Origin of the sequence: Archangium lipolyticum, assembly GCF_024623785.1 — a bacterium.
Classification (GTDB): Bacteria; Myxococcota; Myxococcia; order Myxococcales; family Myxococcaceae; genus Archangium; species Archangium lipolyticum.
In genome coordinates this window covers 96423-112792 of the sequence record NZ_JANKBZ010000007.1, presented here as the reverse complement: position 1 = coordinate 112792, position 16370 = coordinate 96423, and the positions used below count along the sequence as shown (strand labels likewise).

At 70.5% G+C, this 16370-nt stretch carries 20 protein-coding genes; 15 read left to right on the top strand and 5 right to left on the bottom strand.

Annotated elements, in window-relative coordinates:
- Positions 1-3: 3 nt before the first annotated feature.
- The 11 genes from cobM to NR810_RS17365 are packed head-to-tail and all read left to right on the top strand — an operon-like array spanning position 4 to position 10542.
- Positions 4-771 (top strand): precorrin-4 C(11)-methyltransferase, encoded by a 768-nt coding sequence (gene cobM, locus NR810_RS17415; protein ID WP_257453748.1) that lies wholly within the window; start codon positions 4-6, stop codon positions 769-771.
- Positions 761-2098, top strand: a complete 1338-nt coding sequence (gene cobA / locus NR810_RS17410; protein ID WP_257453747.1) for a uroporphyrinogen-III C-methyltransferase — start codon at positions 761-763, stop codon at positions 2096-2098. Before cobM ends, cobA begins: the two co-directional genes overlap by 11 nt.
- Entirely contained in the window at positions 2095-2625 is a 531-nt protein-coding gene (gene cobO, locus NR810_RS17405; RefSeq protein ID WP_257453746.1) for a cob(I)yrinic acid a,c-diamide adenosyltransferase, read from the top strand. The genes cobA and cobO overlap by 4 nt, the downstream gene beginning before the upstream one ends.
- Positions 2625-4016 (top strand): cobyrinate a,c-diamide synthase, encoded by a 1392-nt coding sequence (locus NR810_RS17400; RefSeq protein WP_257453745.1) that lies wholly within the window; start codon positions 2625-2627, stop codon positions 4014-4016. Before cobO ends, NR810_RS17400 begins: the two co-directional genes overlap by 1 nt.
- Positions 4013-4702, top strand: coding sequence for an adenosylcobinamide amidohydrolase (locus NR810_RS17395; RefSeq protein ID WP_257453744.1), 690 nt, complete (start codon positions 4013-4015; stop codon positions 4700-4702). Before NR810_RS17400 ends, NR810_RS17395 begins: the two co-directional genes overlap by 4 nt.
- Positions 4699-5244 carry a bifunctional adenosylcobinamide kinase/adenosylcobinamide-phosphate guanylyltransferase gene (gene cobU, locus NR810_RS17390; RefSeq protein ID WP_257453743.1) on the top strand — a complete coding sequence of 182 codons (546 nt, stop codon included), beginning with the start codon at positions 4699-4701 and terminating at the stop codon, positions 5242-5244. The genes NR810_RS17395 and cobU overlap by 4 nt, the downstream gene beginning before the upstream one ends.
- The gene (cbiB, locus tag NR810_RS17385) at positions 5241-6194 is read left to right on the top strand and encodes an adenosylcobinamide-phosphate synthase CbiB (RefSeq protein ID WP_257453742.1); all 954 of its coding nucleotides are present in this window, start codon (positions 5241-5243) and stop codon (positions 6192-6194) included. The genes cobU and cbiB overlap by 4 nt, the downstream gene beginning before the upstream one ends.
- Positions 6172-7224: a pyridoxal phosphate-dependent aminotransferase gene (locus NR810_RS17380; protein ID WP_257453741.1), complete on the top strand. Its 1053-nt coding sequence runs from the start codon at positions 6172-6174 to the stop codon at positions 7222-7224. Before cbiB ends, NR810_RS17380 begins: the two co-directional genes overlap by 23 nt.
- A complete protein-coding gene (locus NR810_RS17375) occupies positions 7221-8699 on the top strand; it encodes a cobyric acid synthase (protein ID WP_257453740.1) in 1479 nt (492 codons plus the stop codon). Before NR810_RS17380 ends, NR810_RS17375 begins: the two co-directional genes overlap by 4 nt.
- 17 nt (positions 8700-8716) lie before the next feature.
- Positions 8717-9766, top strand: coding sequence for a nicotinate-nucleotide--dimethylbenzimidazole phosphoribosyltransferase (cobT, locus tag NR810_RS17370; RefSeq protein WP_257453739.1), 1050 nt, complete (start codon positions 8717-8719; stop codon positions 9764-9766).
- Complete coding sequence (locus NR810_RS17365) at positions 9766-10542, top strand: adenosylcobinamide-GDP ribazoletransferase (RefSeq protein ID WP_257453738.1); 777 nt, start codon at positions 9766-9768, stop codon at positions 10540-10542. Before cobT ends, NR810_RS17365 begins: the two co-directional genes overlap by 1 nt.
- Positions 10543-10556: 14 nt before the next feature.
- Here NR810_RS17365 and tpx read toward each other — a convergent pair whose 3' ends face one another.
- The 3 genes from tpx to NR810_RS17350 form a co-directional block, all read right to left on the bottom strand.
- Entirely contained in the window at positions 10557-11048 is a 492-nt protein-coding gene (gene tpx / locus NR810_RS17360) for a thiol peroxidase (RefSeq protein ID WP_257453737.1), read from the bottom strand.
- Positions 11049-11161: 113 nt separating this feature from the next.
- Entirely contained in the window at positions 11162-12355 is a 1194-nt protein-coding gene (locus tag NR810_RS17355; RefSeq protein ID WP_306818273.1) for a cytochrome P450, read from the bottom strand.
- A 109-nt stretch (positions 12356-12464) separates the two neighbouring features.
- Complete coding sequence (locus NR810_RS17350; protein WP_257453735.1) at positions 12465-13139, bottom strand: hypothetical protein; 675 nt, start codon at positions 13137-13139, stop codon at positions 12465-12467.
- A gap of 178 nt (positions 13140-13317) precedes the next feature.
- Between NR810_RS17350 and rpsN the strand changes: the two genes are divergently transcribed.
- Both rpsN and rpmB read left to right on the top strand, forming a co-directional pair.
- A complete protein-coding gene (gene rpsN, locus NR810_RS17345; RefSeq protein WP_257453734.1) occupies positions 13318-13620 on the top strand; it encodes a 30S ribosomal protein S14 in 303 nt (100 codons plus the stop codon).
- Positions 13621-13631: 11 nt separating this feature from the next.
- Positions 13632-13868, top strand: a complete 237-nt coding sequence (rpmB, locus tag NR810_RS17340) for a 50S ribosomal protein L28 (protein ID WP_257453733.1) — start codon at positions 13632-13634, stop codon at positions 13866-13868.
- Positions 13869-13932: 64 nt separating this feature from the next.
- Here rpmB and NR810_RS17335 read toward each other — a convergent pair whose 3' ends face one another.
- Both NR810_RS17335 and rpmG read right to left on the bottom strand, forming a co-directional pair.
- Positions 13933-14142, bottom strand: a complete 210-nt coding sequence (locus NR810_RS17335) for a hypothetical protein (RefSeq protein WP_257453732.1) — start codon at positions 14140-14142, stop codon at positions 13933-13935.
- Positions 14143-14176: 34 nt separating this feature from the next.
- On the bottom strand, positions 14177-14341 hold the full coding sequence (rpmG, locus tag NR810_RS17330; RefSeq protein ID WP_257453731.1) for a 50S ribosomal protein L33: 165 nt from the start codon (positions 14339-14341) through the stop codon (positions 14177-14179).
- Between the two features lie 129 nt (positions 14342-14470).
- Here rpmG and NR810_RS17325 point away from each other — a divergent pair, with 129 nt between their 5' ends.
- Together NR810_RS17325 and infC are read left to right on the top strand one after the other, a co-directional pair.
- On the top strand, positions 14471-15115 hold the full coding sequence (locus NR810_RS17325) for a DUF1826 domain-containing protein (RefSeq protein WP_257453730.1): 645 nt from the start codon (positions 14471-14473) through the stop codon (positions 15113-15115).
- 311 nt (positions 15116-15426) lie between these two features.
- Positions 15427-16098 (top strand): translation initiation factor IF-3, encoded by a 672-nt coding sequence (infC, locus tag NR810_RS17320; RefSeq protein ID WP_257454128.1) that lies wholly within the window; start codon positions 15427-15429, stop codon positions 16096-16098.
- The last annotated feature ends 272 nt before the right edge of the window (positions 16099-16370 follow it).

Here is a 16370-nt window from a genome sequence, read left to right as displayed (position 1 = left end):
ACAATGAAGGTCTACATCATCGGTGCCGGACCCGGAGATCCGAAGCTCATCACCCTGCGCGGCGCGGAGCTCGTCGAGCAGTGCCCCGTGGTCCTCTATACCGGCTCGCTCGTTCCGAAGGCCGTCATCGCGCGGGCCCATCCGGAGGCCCGGGTGCTCGACTCCTCGTCGATGACGCTCGATCAGATCATCGACGTCTTCAAGGAGGCCCAGGCGGCGGACCAGGACGTGGCGCGCGTCCACACGGGAGACCCGTCCATCTTCGGCTCCACCGCGGAGCAGCTCCGCAGGCTCGAGGAGCTGGGCATCCCCTACGAGATCATTCCAGGCGTCTCCTCCTTCACGGCCGCGGCCGCGGTGCTGGGCAAGGAGCTGACGCTGCCGGAGCTGTCGCAGACGGTCATCATCTCCCGCGCCGAGGGACGCACCCTCATGCCGGAGGGAGAGAAGCTGGAGGACCTGGCGCGTCACCGGGCCACCCTGGCGCTCTTCCTCAGCGCGGGCCTCATCCGCGACGTGGTGGAGCGGCTGCTGCCCTCCTACGGGCCGGACTGCCCGGTCGCGGTGGTGCAGAAGGCCACCTGGCCGGACCAGAAGATCGTCCGCGGAACCCTCGCGGACATCGGTGACAAGGTGCGCGCCGAGCGCATCAACGCGACCGCGATGATCCTCGTGGGCGAGGTGCTGGAGGCGAAGGACTTCGCCAACTCGCGCCTGTACGACCCCTCCTTCACCCACCGCTTCCGAAGGGGAACGGACAATGCAAGCTGACCGGCCGCCGCGCATCGCCATCACCGGCTCGGCCAGCGTGGGGAAGACGACGCTGGTGAACGCGCTGGGAAGCCGCCTCGGGCTGCCCCTCGTCCCCGAGGAGACCCGGGAGCACGTCGTGCGCACCGGGAAGCGCCTGGAGCAGCTGCCCGTCCCCGAGCGAGCCAAGGCGCTCCGGGAGCTGTGGGCCGTGCGCCGGCAGCGCGAGGAGGAACAGCGCGAGGGCTTCGTCGCGGACAACTGCCTCGCGGACTTCGCCGCCTATGCGCTCCAGCATGGGTGCGCGGAGCTCGTCCCGGAGCTGCTCGAGGGCTCGGCCGCCGCGGTGCGGAGCTACGATGCCGTCTTCGTCCTCCCCTGGGGCGTCATCCCCTATGAGCGGGACGGTGTCCGCGGAGACAGTGCGACGGACGAGCTGCGCTACCAGCTCGTCCTCGAGTCGCTCCTGCGCCGCTCCGTCCCCGCCTCGCGGTTGCACTTCGTCCCGGACTCCCTCACCACGGTGGAGGAGCGGGTGCGCTTCTGCCAGGAGCGCCTCGGGTACCCGGGAGCCGGGCGCCGGGGAGGCTTCGTGTCCCTGGTCGGAGCGGGGCCAGGAGACCCGGGGCTGCTCACCGTGCGCGCGAAGGCGCTGCTGCAAGAGGCGGAGGTCGTGGCCTATGACGCCCTCATCCCGCCAGCGGTGCTCGCGGAGATCGGCCCCCGGGCGGAGCGCATCCTCGTGGGCCACCGCAACCAGGGCGCCACGCAGGCCGGCTACCGGCTGCACCCGGCGGTGCTCGAGCTGGCCCGCGCCGGGCGGCACGTGGTGCGGTTGAAGCAGGGAGATCCGTTCATCTTCGGCCGGGGCGGAGAAGAGGCGGAGGAGCTGCTCGAGGCGGGGATTCCCTACGAGGTGGTTCCTGGCGTCTCCGCCGCGCTCGGGGCCGCCGCCTACGCCGGCATCCCGCTCACGCACCGGGAGCACGCCTCCGACGTCTCCTTCGTCACCGGGCATGACATCGAGGGGCCCCGGAGCCACACCTGCTGGGAGAAGCTCGGCGCGGCCGGAGGCACGCTGGTGCTCTTCATGGCCACCCGGAAGCTGGAGGCCAACCTGGCCCGGCTGGTGGAGTGCGGGCGCGCGCCCCAGACACCGGCCGCCTATATCGCCGCGGCCACCACGCCCGAGCAGCTGGTGGTGGTGGGAACCCTGGAGACGCTCGCCGCCCAGGTGCGGGAGCGCAACGCCCTGGGACCGCCGGCCCTGGTGGTGGTGGGCGAGGTGGTGCGGCTGCGCGAGCGCCTCGCCTGGTTCGAGCGGCACGCACGCGGGAGTGGAACATGAGCGCGAAGCAACCGAAGGGCCTGCTGGTCGTCTACACGGGAGATGGCAAGGGGAAGACCACCGCCGCGCTCGGGGTGGTGTTCCGCGCGCTCGGCCGGGGCATGAAGCCCGCGGTGGTGCAGTTCATCAAGGGCAAGTGGAAGACGGGCGAGCGCACCTTCGCGGAGAGCCTGCCCGGTCTCGTCTTCCTCACCATGGGCCGGGGCTTCACCTGGGAGAGCGAGGATCTGTCCCGGGACAAGAGGGCCGCCCAGGAGGCCTGGGCCGAGGCCCGGCGCCTGATGACGAGTGGCGAGCACGAGGTGGTGGTGCTCGACGAGCTGACGTACGTCATCAACTACGGCTTCGTCCCCATGGAGGAGGTGCTGGAGGCCCTGGCGGCGCGTCCTCCCCACGTGCACGTCATCGTCACCGGCCGCTCCGCCCCGGAGCCCCTGATGGCCGCCGCGGAGCTCGTCACCGAGATGCGGTGCGTGCGCCATCCCTTCGAGAAGGGCATTCCCGCCCAGATGGGGCTCGACTTCTGATGGACGCCACTCCCCTCATCCCCCGGCTGGTGGTGGCGGGCACCTCCAGCGGCGTGGGCAAGACGACCGTCATGGTGGCCCTCACCCGGGCGCTCCAGTCGCGCGGTTTGAAGGTGGCCACCTTCAAGTGCGGCCCGGACTACCTCGACCCGAGCTACCACGCACGCACCACCCAGGCGCCGTGCCACAACCTCGACGGCTGGCTGATGGGCCGTGATGCCGTCGTCTCCACCTTCCGGCATGCCAGCCAGGGCTGCGACGTGGCCCTCATCGAGGGCGTGATGGGGCTCTACGACGGGGCCTCACCGGACTCGGAGGAGGGCTCGGCGGCACAGGTGGCGAAGTGGCTCGCGGCGCCCGTGCTCGCGGTGGTGGATGCCTCGGGCATGGCGCGCACCATCGCCGCCATCGGCACCGGGCTGGCGGCCTTCGACCCGGCGCTCAAGGTGGCGGGCCTCTTCGCCAACCGCGTGGGCAGCCGGGGCCACCTGGAGCTGCTCCAGCGCGCGGCGCTCGGCACGGCGGTGCCCGTGGTGGGCGGGCTCCCCGAGCAGGAGGCACTCGCCTTCCCCGCTCGCCACCTGGGCCTCCTCACCGCCTCCGAGGACAGCATCCCCACGCAGCGCCTCGACGCCTGGGGCGCGCTCCTGTCCGAATGGAACGACGCGGCCACCTTCCTGCGGCTCGCACGCGAGGCCCCCGCTCTGCCGGAGGCCCCGGACGAGCAGCGCCCCGACGCCCCCGTCACCTGCCGCATCGCGGTGGCCCAGGATGCCGCCTTCCACTTCTATTACGCGGACAACCTGAGGCGGCTCGAGCGGCTCGGCGCGCAATGCGTGCCCTTCTCGCCGCTCTCGGACACGGCCCTCCCGCCGGATGTGCATGCCCTCTACCTCGGGGGAGGCTACCCGGAGCTGCATGCGCGGCAGCTCGCCGACAACCAGTCCCTGCGGCGTGCCATCACCGACTTCGCCTCGCGCGGCGGCCCCATCTACGCCGAGTGCGGAGGGATGATGTACCTCGCCCAGGCCGTGCGCACCCTCGACGGCCAGGACTTCCCCATGGTCGGGCTGGTGCCCGGGGTGGCGGTGATGGCCCCCAAGCTCCAGGCGCTCGGCTACGTGGAGGTGGAGACGACGGTGCGTACCGTGCTGGGCGGAGCGGGCCTGCGCTTCCGCGGGCACCAGTTCCGCTACTCCACGCTGGAGGGAGTCCCCGCCCAGGGTGGAGCCCTGCGCATCCGCAAGCGGCGCGGCGGCACCACCCATGTCGAGGGCTTTGGCCCGCCCAACGTGCTGGCCTCCTACGTCCACGCGCACTGGGCCTCCAATCCCCTGATCGCCGAGGGGCTCGTGAATTCAGCGCGCGCCTTCAAGGAGCAGCGTTCATGACGGCCGCTCTCGCCGCGCCGGAGGTGGAAGCACCCTCGCTGGAGGGCGGCGGGCGACTGCTGGTGGTGCGCTTCGCCCGTCCGCACGCGGTGCTCTCCTGGGCCGTCATCAACGGGGGCCGCCGGCGAGCCCGGGCGGTGGTGTGGCGGCAGGTGCGCGATGAGGAGCTGGTTCCGGGAGTGGACCCGGTGGCACTCCTCGCGGCCAGCCTCGGAGAGGAGTCGCCGGAGGAGACGGTGGGCCTGCTCACCTCGCGAGACGTGTCCACCTTCGACGACGTGCGCCTCGAGTCCGGTGGGCTCTCGGCGCGCTGCGTGGCCACCGTGGGGCTGGGCAACGCGCTGGCGGCCGGAGACGAGCCCGGACCGCTGCGGCGCGTGGGCACCATCAACCTGCTGTGTCAGCTGTCCCGTCCCCTCTCGGAGGGAGCGCTGGTGGAGGCGGTGGCGCTGGCGGCCGAGGCCCGGACAGCGGCCCTCATGGAAGCGCGTGTGCCCAGCCGCCGTTCGCTGCGGGTGGCCACCGGGACGGGCACCGACTGCATCGTGGTGGCGGCGCCAGAGGGGCCCGGAGGCGAGGCATACGTAGGCAAGCACACCCGGTTCGGCAGCCTGCTGGGTGGCGCGGTGCGAGAGGCCACGGCGCGCGGCGTGCGCCGGTGGTTGGAAGAGCGAGGTCTCCGGTGAGCGCGAAAATCATCCTGGTGGGAGGCGGCGTGCGCTGTGGAAAGAGCCGCTTCGCCCTCGAGCTGGCGCAGAAGATGGGAACGCGGCGCACCTTCATCGCCACCTCCGAGCCCTTCGACGACGAGATGCGCGAGCGCGCACGGCGCCACCGCGAGGAGCGGACGGGCCGCTTCGAGACGGTGGAGGAGCCGCGCCGCCTGTGCGAGGTCCTGGAAGAGGACACGGCGGACGTGGCGGTGGTGGACTGCGTGACGCTGTGGCTGTCCAACCTGCTGCTTCGAGGGGATGAACCGGAAGCCATCCTCCGCGAGGTGGATCGGCTGGTGGGAGTGCTCCAACGAAGGAGGGGCGCCACCATCCTGGTGACGAACGAGGTGGGCATGGGGCTCGTCCCCGAGACCCCGCTGGGACGCATGTTCCGCGACGTGAGCGGCGGAGCCCACCAACGCCTGGCGGCCGCGGCGGACGAGGTGTACTTCGGCGCGCTCGGGCTGCTGCTGCGGCTGAAGCCGGGGAACCTGGTGGTGGGAGCGGCCGGATGATGGACGGAGGAACGCACGCGGCCGTGGTGCTGGGAGCCGCGCTCGTGGTGGACCTCGCCTGGGGCGAACCCCCCACGCCGGTACACCCCGTGGTGTGGATGGGACGCCTGCAGCGGCGCTTGCGCAAGCTGGCGCCCCGTGCACCCCTTCCCGCCTTCCTCCACGGGCTGGGAATGGCCATGGCCGGGCCCCTCGTCTTCGGGCTCGGAAGCTGGGCGCTGCTCCGCCTCGTCTCCGGCTGGCCCCTCGTGCAACTGGCGCTCGAGGTGTACCTGCTCAAGAGTGCCTTCGCGGTGCGGGCCCTGGCCGAGGCGGGCCTGGCCGTCTTCCGCGCCCTGCACCAGCAGGATGCACCCGCGGCGCGGCTGGCCTTGCGCAGCCTCGTGTCGCGCGACACGTCGGACCTCGAGCCCCCGCTGCTCGCGGCGGCGGCGGTGGAATCCGTGGCGGAGAACACCTCGGACTCGGTGGTGGCGCCCCTCCTCTTCTACGCGGTGGCGGGAGTGCCTGGAGCCCTCGCCTACCGTGCGGCCAACACCCTGGACGCGATGATCGGATACCGCGGAGAGCTGGAGTGGCTGGGCAAGGCCGCCGCCCGGCTGGACGATGTCCTCAACCTGGTGCCAGCGCGGCTGTCCGCGGCGCTCCTCGTGCTGGCGTGCGCGCTGTGTGGTGCCTCTCCGGTCCGGGCGGTGCTCTCCTGGTGGCGCGATGGGGCCTCCACCGAGAGCCCCAACGCCGGCCGTCCCATGGCGGCGGTGGCCGGAGGACTGGGAGTGGAGTTGGAAAAGGTGGGGCACTACCGGCTGGGCACCGGAGGGCGCCAGCCGCGAGCGGAGGACATCCGCCGGGCGGTCTTCCTCATGGTGGCGGCCTCGCTCCTGGCCGCGGCGTTGACGGCCGCCTATGTCGGCGGGGAGGGGTTCCGTGTTGCCCTCGCCTCGCCCTGAGCTGGAGCACCTGGAGCCCACTCCGCACGGAGGGGATGCGGCACCCGGGTGCGTGGACTTCAGCACGGGAGTCTCTCCGCTGCCTCCACCGGAGGCGGTGCTCGACGCCTTCCGAGCCGCCGACGTGCGGCGCTACCCCCACCCCACCGCCCTGCCCCTGCGGGAGCGCCTGGCCGCGCTGCACGGGGTGCCACTCGACGGCGTGGTGGTGGGCAATGGCTCGGTGGAGCTCATCTGGGCCCTGGCCCGAGCCTTCGCCGGCCCGGGGCGTAGCGCGCTGGTGCTCACACCGGCCTTCGCGGAGTACGCGCAGGCGGTACGCGCCAGCGGAGCCACGGTGGAAGCGCTGGCCGCGAAGGGGCCTCCCTTCGAGTGGAGCCCCGAGGAGTTGCTCGCCACGCTCCGCCGTCAGAAGCCGTCCCTCCTCTTCATCTGCCGGCCGAGCAATCCCTGCCTCTCCGTCTTCCCGGTGGAGACCATCTGGGCCGCCGCGGCCGCCGCGCCCGAGACGCTGGTGGTGGTGGACGAGGCCTATCAGCCCCTCTTCGAGGCAGTGCCTCCCGTTCATCCGGAAGGCAACGTCGTCGTGCTGCGCTCGCTCACCAAGGTGTTCGCCATACCGGGATTGCGGCTCGGCTATCTCTTCGGAGATCCGCGGCTCGTGCGCGCGGTACGCGCGGCCCTCCCGCCCTGGAACGTGTCGGCCCCGGCATTGGCGGCGGGACGAGTGGCGCTCGAGTGCCTCGGGCAGGTGGAAGCGGTGAGGACGGAGGTGGCCCGGCTGCGGAAGTCGCAGGAGGAAGCCCTCACCGAGGCCGGCGCCCGGGTAGAGGCCGCCGGGGGCACGTTCCTCCTGTGCCGGGTGCCCGAGGCACGCACCTTCGCCGCCGCCGCCGTCCACGCGGGCATCCGGGTGCGCGACTGCACCAGCCTCGGACTCCCCCAACACATCCGCATCGGGGTGAGACCCGAGGTGGATCATCCCCTTCTGCGCGCCGCCTGGAGGCGCGTCCGGGAGACGCTCGAATGAAGGCCCGTACCCTGATGGTCCAAGGCACCGCCTCCAGCGTGGGCAAGAGCCTGCTGGTGACGGCCCTCTGCCGCATCTACGCGCGGCGGGGGTTCAAGGTGGCGCCCTTCAAGTCGCAGAACATGGCCCTCAACTCCGCGGTGACGCCGGATGGAGCGGAGATTGGCCGGGCGCAATATGCCCAGGCCGAGGCGGCGCGGGCGGTGCCGTGCGCGGAGATGAACCCCATCCTCCTCAAACCGGAGACGACGTCCGGCTCGCAGGTGGTGGTGATGGGTAAGGTGCTGGGGAGCATGCACTTCCGTGACTACCACCGGCGCAAGCCCGAGCTGCGCGAGGTGGTGGGGCAGGCGCTGGACTCCCTGCGCGAGCGCCATGAGCTGGTCATCATCGAGGGAGCGGGCAGCCCGGCGGAGGTGAACCTCAAGGACCGCGACATCGTGAACATGTGGGTGGCCGAGCGTGCCGACGCCCCGGTGGTGCTGGTGACGGACATCGAGCGGGGCGGAGCGATGGCGGCGCTGGTGGGCACACTGGAGCTGCTCGAGCCCTCCGAGCGGGAGCGGGTACGCGCCCTGGTGGTGAACAAGTTCCGGGGCGACCCTTCCCTCTTCCAGGGAGGGGTGAGCTTCCTCGAGCAGCGGTGCGGCATCCGCGTGGCGGGGGTCATCCCGCATCTGGGGGACACGGGCATCGCCAGTGAGGACTCGCTGGACCTGCGGCCCGGAGAGGCGAATGGCGGGGCGCTCGTGTGCATCGTGAAGCTGCCGCGCCTGTCCAACTTCGATGAGTTCGAGCCCCTGGCGCGCGAGCCGGGGGTGGAGGTGCGCTGGTGCGAGCGGCCCGAGGAGTTGGAGGGGGCGCGGCTCGTCATCCTCCCGGGAACCAAGTGCACGGCGAACGACCTGGCCTGGCTGCGGCGCACCGGGATGGCGGGGGCGCTGGCGCAGCGGGTGCACGCGGGCCAGCCGGTGCTGGGCATCTGCGGCGGCTATCAGATGCTGGGCGAGCGCATCCTCGACCCACTGGGCGTGGAGTCACCGGAGCCGGACGTGGCGGGACTGGGCCTGCTGCCGGTGGTGACGCGCTTCGAGAAGGAGAAGGCCACCTCGCCGGTGTCGCTGCGGCTCGGGGAAGGACTGCCGGGGATGCGCACCGCCGGAGGGGCCGAGGTGCGGGGATACGAAATCCATTGTGGCCGGGTGACGGTGGCGCCGGGCGCACGGCCCTTCGGCACGTGGCTGCGGCGAGGGAGCGAATCCTGCCAGCTGCCCGAGGGCTGCGTGGCGGCTGACGGGAGGGTGGCCGGCACCCTCGTGCACGGCCTCTTCGAGAACGAGGCGGTGCGGAAGGCTTTGCTGTCGGAGCTCGGCGTGACGGCGGGGGCGCCACGGGCCGACCCGTACGAGGTGCTCGCCGACCACTTCGCGAGTGCATTGGACCTCGACTACCTGGATCGGATGGCGGGGCTATGAGCGGACAGGAGAACAGGATGGGTGCTCGGATTCCGGGGCTGGACCTGGTGGCGGCGCAGCGTGCGCGGGACAGGCAGTCCCGCCTCACCAAGCCCGCGGGCAGCCTGGGGATGTTGGAGGAGGTGGCGGTGAAGCTGGCCGGCCTGCAGGGCACACCGCTGCCCCGGAGCCGGCCCGCGGCGGCGCTCCTCTTCGCCGCCGATCATGCCGTCACCCGTCACGGCGTCTCGCCCTACCCCTCGGCCGTCACCGCGGCCATGGTGGAGAACTTCCTGCGGGGAGGCGCGGCGTCCAGCGTCCTGTGCCGGCAACTGGGGGTACCGCTGCGCGTGGTGGACGTGGGAGTGACGCGGCCGCCCGCGTTCCTCTCCGACAAGGGCATCTCCTTCCGGCGTGATCCGGTGGCGGACGAGCCAGGGGGAGACCTGCGGGTGGAGGATGCGATGAGCGAGGCCACCTTCCGGCGTGCGCTGGCGGCGGGGGCCGTGGAGGTGGACGCGCTCCCGGACGATGTCCGGCTGGTGGTGCTGGGAGAGATGGGCATCGGCAACACCACGGTGGCGGCGGCAGTGGCGGCGCTCCTGCTCGGACGGAAGGCGGAGGAGATGGTGGGCCGGGGCACGGGGGTGGACGACGCGGGCCTGACGCGCAAGGTGGAGGTGGTGCGCGATGCGGTACGGCGGCTCGAGGGCGCGGGTCCCGAGCGAGCCGTCCAGTCCGCCGGAGGAAGGGACATCGCGGCCCTGGTGGGCGCGGCGGGGCGGGCCATCGAGCGGCGCATGGCCGTGCTGGTGGACGGCTTCATCGTCTCGGTGGCCATGCTGGCCCTGGAGCGGATGGCCCCAGGGGCGAGGGAATGGATGGTGTTCGCCCATCGCTCGGCCGAAGCGGGCCACCAGCGCGTGCTGGAGGCACTGGGCGCACGCCCCCTGCTGGACCTGGGGTTGCGGCTTGGTGAGGGCAGTGGCGCACTGACGGCATTGCCACTGGTGGACGCCGCGTGCGCGCTGCACGCGAACATGGCCACCTTCGAGGAAGCCGGGGTACCAGACAAGGGGCGGGGCTGATGCGATTTCCTCCCGTGCTTCGGGGAGCCCGCGCGGCGTTCGCCTTCTACACCCGCATTCCCGTCGGGGGTTTTCCCTATGAGCCGGCCGACTGGCAGTGGGCCTCGGGGTGGTTTCCCCTCGTGGGCACCTGCCTCGGTGGGCTGCTGGCCCTGGTGTGGCTGGCCGTCGAGCGCGCCGGTCCTCTCGCAGCCGCTGCGCTGGTGGTGGGGGTGGGGATGCTTCTCACGGGGGCCTTCCACGAAGACGGCCTGGCGGATACCGCCGATGCGCTCGGGGGGGCCTACGAGCGCACGCGCCTCTTCGAGATCCTCAAGGACAGCCGCATCGGCTCCTTCGGCGCGTCGGCGCTGATCGTCGTGCTGGTGCTGCGCATCGCGCTGCTGGCGCGACTCCAGACGATCGCCCCCCTGGCCCTCGTGCTCACCGGGTGCCTGGCCCGGACACCACCCATCTGGCTGATGATGACCCTCCCCTACGTGACGAGCGAGGCGACCTCGCGCAGCCGGACGGTGGCACGCATCACCGGAGCCCAGGCGATGCTGGCCACGGCCTGTCCCGTCCTGCTGATGGGGGCGTTCCTGTGGAAGGACTGGCTGGAGGTAACCACCGCGTGGGCGCTCCTGGCGGCCGCCGGCCTCACCGCGCTCGTGTGCGGCTGGCGGTTCCGGGTGCGGGCGGGCGGCATCACCGGGGACTTCCTCGGGGCCACGCAGCAGGTGGGCGAATGCGCGCTCCTGCTCGTCCTGGCGCTGGCTCGCGGCGAGGGGCCCTGAGCGGCCCTCCGGGGCTACAGCTTCGCGAGGGCCGCGTCGTAGTTGGGCTCCTGGCCGATCTCGGGCACCTGTTCGGTGTAGAGGATCTTGCCGCTCTCATCGAGCACGACGACCGCGCGCGAATAGAGGCCCGCCAGCCCTCCCTCCTTGAGGGTCACGCCGAACTGCTTGCCGAAGTCGCTACGGAAGCCCGAGAAGCTCAGCGCCTTCTCGATGCCCTCGGCGCCGCAGAAGCGCTTGAGCGCGAACGGCAGGTCCATCGAGACGTTGATCACGGTGACGTTCGGCTTCTCGGTCGCGCGCTTGTTGAACGTGCGCACCGACGTCGCGCAGACACCGGTATCGACGCTGGGGAAGATGTTGAGCACGCGCTTGCCGGGAATGGACGAGAGCTTCTTGTCGGTGAGGTCGAGACCCGTGAGCGTGACGTCCGGCGCCGTGCTGCCCACGGCGGGCAGGTTGCCCTCGGTCTGGACCGGGTTGCCCTTCAGGGTGATCTTGGCCATGAAAGCGTCTCCTTGGAGGTGAGGGGTCCCGTCGTAATGGCGCCATGGGGCGAGCACCAGGGAGATGTGGCTCCGATGACGCCCAAACGACGATCCCGGCCCCTCCAGGAGGCTCAGGCCGGAACCACCCGCACGGGCAGTTGCACGAGCCCGCGAACCTGGATGGACGTCTGCCACCGCGGCGCCTCTGGCCCGCGAGACAGACCCCGGATGCGCGGCAGCAGCGCCTCCAACGCCACGCGTGCCTCCAACCGGGCCAGGGGCGCACCCAGGCAGAAATGGATGCCGTGCCCGAAGGGGATGTTGACCAGTTCCTGGCGTCCGAGCACGAAGCGATCCCCGTCTGGGAGGTACTGCTCGTCCCGGCAGGCCGAGTTCAGCAGCAGGATGAGCACGGAATACGGAGGCAGCTTCACGCCGCCCAGCTCCACTTCCGTCGTCGTCAACCGGAAGGTGGATTGGGCCGGAGACTCGTAGCGCAGCACCTCCTCGATGAAGGAGGCGAACAGGCCCGGCTCGGCCCGCAGACGCTCCAGGATTTCGGGGCGATCCGCCAGGAGGAGGGCCACGTTGCCCAGCAGGTTGGTGGTCGTCTCCAGGCCTGCCGCCAGGAGCGCGAAGAGGAAGTTCATCAGCTCCGCTTCCGAGAGCGCCTCGCCCTCCACCCGGGCCTCGAGCAGCGCGCTCACCAGGTCGTTGCCGGGCTGACGGCGGCGTCGCTCCACGACCTCCTTCAGGTAGCCCTCCATCTCCTGGATGGAGTGCTGGACCTGCTGCTGCCGCTCGAGGTCCGTCGTGGAGATGGCGCTGATGATGGCGAGATGATCGGACCAGACCTTCAAGTGCGAATGGATCGAAGCATCCAGCCCCAGCAGATAACCGATGGCGGCCGCGGGCAGGGGAAGGGCCAGTGCCCGCATGAAATCCACCTCCTGGCGCTCCAGCATCTCGTCGACGAGCCGCTCTGCAGTGGTGCGGAGGAAGGGCTCGAGCTGGGCGATGGCCGCGGGAGTGAAGGCGCGGCTGACGAGCGACCTGGACCGTCCGTGCCGGGGCGGGTCCATCACCAGCAGGGAGCGGGCCAGCGGGTTGTATCCCAGCCAGGGTGGCTCCATGGAGCGCGCGAGCCCCTCGGAGGAGAAGAGGTGGGGGTTCTTGAGCACGTGCACGACATCCGCGTAGCGGGTGACGGCCCACAGCCCTCCCGGCTCCACCTGACACACCGGGGTGTCGCGCCGCATCGCGGCGAAGACGGGATAGGGATTGGCCAGGAACTCGGGAGCCAGCAGATTGATGCGTCCACTCAAGGTGCACACCTCCGCTCCGCATGTTAGGCCACGGCCCGGCCGGGCACGGTCGGAATCGACACACGAGCGCTCGGCACTCCGCCTTCTGGCTACATCCCTGGCACGGCACTCACATGGGCTCTGGAGGCAGCACGGCCCAGGACACGGCAACCTCGCCCGAGGGCAGGTACTCGGGCGGCAATTGCAGGTGGGGCCCCACTCCGGAGAGCGCCAGGCCGGCAACGCGTTGCCGGGCCACCTCATAAGAGGCCGCGTCCGGGAAGGTGACGTGGCTCACGCAGCCGGCGGCATAACAGCGAGGCGGCTCGGCCCGCACGGGCAGCACCTCCGTCTCGATGGTGGTGCGCCAGGACGCGAGCGCCGTGCGCGCCTGCTCCGTCCAGGGCGCCTGGCTGTCCCCGGAGGCGAGGAACGCGGTGAGGACGGCATCGCGGCGCGCCAGCGGGGTGGAGTAGTCGGCGCGTAGCGCGTCCACGATTCGCTGGCGCTGTTCGGGCAGCTTCCGGCGCGCCTGGGTGGACCGGGGCCAGGGCCTGGGAGCCTCGCCAGCTCCGGGCTCGGAGACGGGTGCGATGGACGGGCCACCCGGCACGGGGGGAGCCACCACCACCGGGCTACGGGTGGGCTCGAAGGGGACGGGCGCGAGCGGCTCGGGGGCGGCGCTCGGAGCCAGGCTCTCCCGTGGCGGCTCGGCCGCGGGCCGCGACGAGGGCTCGCTCAGCCACGGAGACACGAGGAGCGCCAGCGCCACCCCTCCAACTCCCATCCACACGATTTTCGCCACCGTGAGCCTCCTTGTCGCAGCGGGGGCCTCCGCCCCTGCTTCCGGGATTCATTCCACGCCCCAGTAGATGCAACCCTATTGCGAATAAATCAAGAGCCGGGTCCGTTCACATGCAACACGATTGCATCTACGTCCGGACCAGGGTACTGGGAATGCGCTTGGAGGAGGCAGGAAGAAGATGGCGAAGACGAGCAAGGTGGCGAAGAACGAACAGCGCAAGGCGCTGGTCGCGAAGTACGCGGCGAAGAGGGCCGCACTGAAGGAGCTCATCCGCACGGCGGGCGACCTCGAGACGCGGGTGCGGGCGCAGACGGAGCTGGCGAAGCTGCCGCGCGACGCCAACCCCAACCGGGTGGTCAACCGGTGCGCCTTCACGGGCCGCCCCCGTGGATTCCTGCGCCGCTTCGGCATGTCGCGCATCGCCTTCCGCGACAAGGCACTGGCGGGGGAAATCGTCGGCGTCACCAAGTCGAGCTGGTGAGGAGCACGCACATGTCCAAGGTCTGTCAGGTCACCGGGAAGCGCCCACTGGTGGGCAACAACGTCAGCCACGCGAACAACAAGACGAAGACGCGCTCGCTGCCGAACATCCAGAGCCACCGCTACTGGGTGCCGAGCCTCAACCGCTTCGTGCGGCTGCGCGTCAGCGCTCATGGCATCCGCATCATCAACAAGCGGGGCATCGATCGCGTGGTCGCGGAGATGCTCCAGCGGGGCGAGAAGCTCTGAGCTGAAATGACGGAGGGGAAGCACGAGTCATCCCGCTCGCGCGTCCCCTCTGGCTGTCGTCACGTCAAGCCTGGGGTCCGGACGAGGACTCCGAGGGATGCACCAGGCGCAGGTGCTCCGGCAGCCTGGAGGAAGCTCCGTCTTCGGCGTCCTCCGCCGGCTCCACCGCGATGAGCTCGGGCGGAGCGAACTCCCGGAAGCGCTCGCGCGGCCGGGCACAGAGCGGCCGCGCGACGGACTTGCCATGTGGCATCAACCCACGCCGGTGACGCATGGGCGCCTCCCATGAGGAATCCCAGCAGAGGCGCTCATGGCTTGCCTTCCACGAACAACACGTGCTTGCGGATGCGCGGGTCGTACTTCTTGAGCTGGAGCTTCTCCTGCGACTTCCGCTTGTTCTTCGTCGTCGTGTAGGCGTAGCCGGTTCCCGCGGTCGAGACGAGATGGATGATGGTGCGATTGCCCTTGGGCATGGTGTCCTCTCCTGCAAGATGCAACTCCGTTGCATCCAATACCCTGGGCACCCTTTCTTTCGCAACACGGTTGCATTAAGTCATTCTCCTCCGCTCCCGCGGAATGCCCCCTGTTGCCGGAGCTACCCCATGCCTCTGTCCGCCCCCCGCCCCACCCTGGACTCCTGCGTCACCGTGAGTGAAGCGGCCGACCTGGTCGTCATCTTCGAAAAGCACGTCAACCTCTGCGTCTGGGAGCGCCCCGTGGACGAAACGCTCGCCCAGTGGCTGAGAGAGGTCTGCGCCACCCATGACTTCCTCGAGGTGAGACAGGCGCAGGTGGAAGACGCGGAGCTGGGAGGTCTGCTGTCGCCGCTGTCCGAGTCGCCCGGCCGCGCACGCTTCCAGCAGGAGCTGGCCGGACTCGTGGAGTTGTACGCGGACCTCTTCGGCGCGGAACGCGTGGGGCTGCGGCTGGGCACGCTCGATGCGCCCATGTGTCCCCGCTTCCATGTGGACCGGGTGGGTGTGCGTATGTTGTGCACCTACGCGGGCCCGGGCACCGAGTACCTCGAGGAGCGTGACGCACGGCGGGCGCGTCTGGGCGCCCCCGCGGAGGGCAACGGGGAGACGGACGGCATCGCCCGGCCGGGCGCGGTGACGCGGCACCTCGCTCCTTTCGCCGTGGGGCTTCTCAAGGGCGAGGCCTGGCCCGACAACGAGGGGTATGGCGTGGTCCACCGCTCCCCGCCCGGCTCCGAGCGCCGGTTGCTCCTGTCCGTGGATCTCCTCTAAGGGCAGGCGGGCAGGCAGCGGGGTCCGTATCCTTCAGCACACTGGCCACGAGGTTCCTCGGCGGGAGCCCGGGCCAGGTGTTATGACCCTCCCTTGCCCGTCCAGGGCCGGGGGGAACGCATCATCCACTCCCCTTCCTACCGGGCGAGCAAGCGCCGGGAGGCACTCCTACGTCCGGAGGCCCCCTTGTCAGGCGGGGGACGAGAGAAGAGCGGACTGCCACCCAGCCGTATCCGGTCCCCTGTCATACCGGCGGGGGCTGTCCCACCTTTGTGGGGACAGACCTGAAACCCATTTCGGAGGAGAGTCACATCATTCGCGACCAGAGAAGCAGCCGCGGCGGTAGCCGCGACCAGAGAACCAACCGCCGTATCCGCGCTCGCGAGGTTCGCGTCGTGGGAGCCGATGGCTCGCAGCTCGGAGTCATGCCCCTCGAGGCGGCCCTGGAGCGGGCCCGGAGCGAGGGACTCGACCTCGTCGAGATCAGCCCCATGGCCAGTCCCCCGGTCTGCAAGCTGATGGACTACGGCAAGTTCAAGTACGAGGAGAAGAAGAAGGCCTCGGAATCGAAGCGTGCGCAGCTCAAGGTCGAGCTCAAGGAAGTGAAGCTCCGGCCGAAGACGGAGGAGCACGACTACGAGTTCAAGGTCCGCAACATGCGCCGGTTCATCGAGGACGGGAACAAGGCGAAGGTCGTCATCCAGTTCCGCGGCCGGGAAATCACGCACCGGGAGCAGGGCACCGCCATCCTGGAGGACGTGGCGAAGGACCTGAAGGATGTGGCGGTGATCGAACAGGCGCCCCGCATGGAAGGGCGTCTGATGTTCATGATCCTCGCGCCCACGCCCAAGGTCGCCCAGCGGGCCCGCGAGCTGGCACGGCAGGCCGCGTTGAGCGCCAAACGGACCTCGAACACCGAGAAGTCCGAGCCCGCCAGCGCCCCCGAGGCCAGCGTTCAGGATGCGCCCAGCCCGGCGCCCTGAGTGAGCCCCCGCACGCGGTGGACGTGTTCCACCGCGTGGGGGTCCCCGTTGGGGGTTCCGCACATGGGATCCTTCACAAATCCGATATGAGCGGATCGATCCTCCGCGCCTGAAGGTCCACGGGTAGATGCTCGGGACGTTCCCCCCTGTCTTCCAGCAACGTTTCATTGCCCCGGCGAGACAGTGGCGGTAGGAGTGGGCGGATTGATCGAATGACAGGGAAGACGAGAGAGACCAGCACCGGGATGCCGAAACCGCGGCTCCCCGAATGC

Bases quoted from the DNA above. Each gene is read 5' to 3' on its own strand.
- cobM (WP_257453748.1), top strand. From the start codon at position 4: ATGAAGGTCTACATCATCGGTGCCGGACCCGGAGATCCGAAGCTCATC.
- cobA (WP_257453747.1), top strand. From the start codon at position 761: ATGCAAGCTGACCGGCCGCCGCGCATCGCCATCACCGGCTCGGCCAGC.
- cobO (WP_257453746.1), top strand. From the start codon at position 2,095: ATGAGCGCGAAGCAACCGAAGGGCCTGCTGGTCGTCTACACGGGAGAT.
- NR810_RS17400 (WP_257453745.1), top strand. From the start codon at position 2,625: ATGGACGCCACTCCCCTCATCCCCCGGCTGGTGGTGGCGGGCACCTCC.
- NR810_RS17395 (WP_257453744.1), top strand. From the start codon at position 4,013: ATGACGGCCGCTCTCGCCGCGCCGGAGGTGGAAGCACCCTCGCTGGAG.
- cbiB (WP_257453742.1), top strand. From the start codon at position 5,241: ATGATGGACGGAGGAACGCACGCGGCCGTGGTGCTGGGAGCCGCGCTC.
- NR810_RS17375 (WP_257453740.1), top strand. From the start codon at position 7,221: ATGAAGGCCCGTACCCTGATGGTCCAAGGCACCGCCTCCAGCGTGGGC.
- cobT (WP_257453739.1), top strand. From the start codon at position 8,717: ATGGGTGCTCGGATTCCGGGGCTGGACCTGGTGGCGGCGCAGCGTGCG.
- NR810_RS17365 (WP_257453738.1), top strand. From the start codon at position 9,766: ATGCGATTTCCTCCCGTGCTTCGGGGAGCCCGCGCGGCGTTCGCCTTC.
- tpx (WP_257453737.1), bottom strand. From the start codon at position 11,048: ATGGCCAAGATCACCCTGAAGGGCAACCCGGTCCAGACCGAGGGCAAC.
- rpsN (WP_257453734.1), top strand. From the start codon at position 13,318: ATGGCGAAGACGAGCAAGGTGGCGAAGAACGAACAGCGCAAGGCGCTG.
- rpmB (WP_257453733.1), top strand. From the start codon at position 13,632: ATGTCCAAGGTCTGTCAGGTCACCGGGAAGCGCCCACTGGTGGGCAAC.
- NR810_RS17335 (WP_257453732.1), bottom strand. From the start codon at position 14,142: ATGCGTCACCGGCGTGGGTTGATGCCACATGGCAAGTCCGTCGCGCGG.
- rpmG (WP_257453731.1), bottom strand. From the start codon at position 14,341: ATGCCCAAGGGCAATCGCACCATCATCCATCTCGTCTCGACCGCGGGA.
- NR810_RS17325 (WP_257453730.1), top strand. From the start codon at position 14,471: ATGCCTCTGTCCGCCCCCCGCCCCACCCTGGACTCCTGCGTCACCGTG.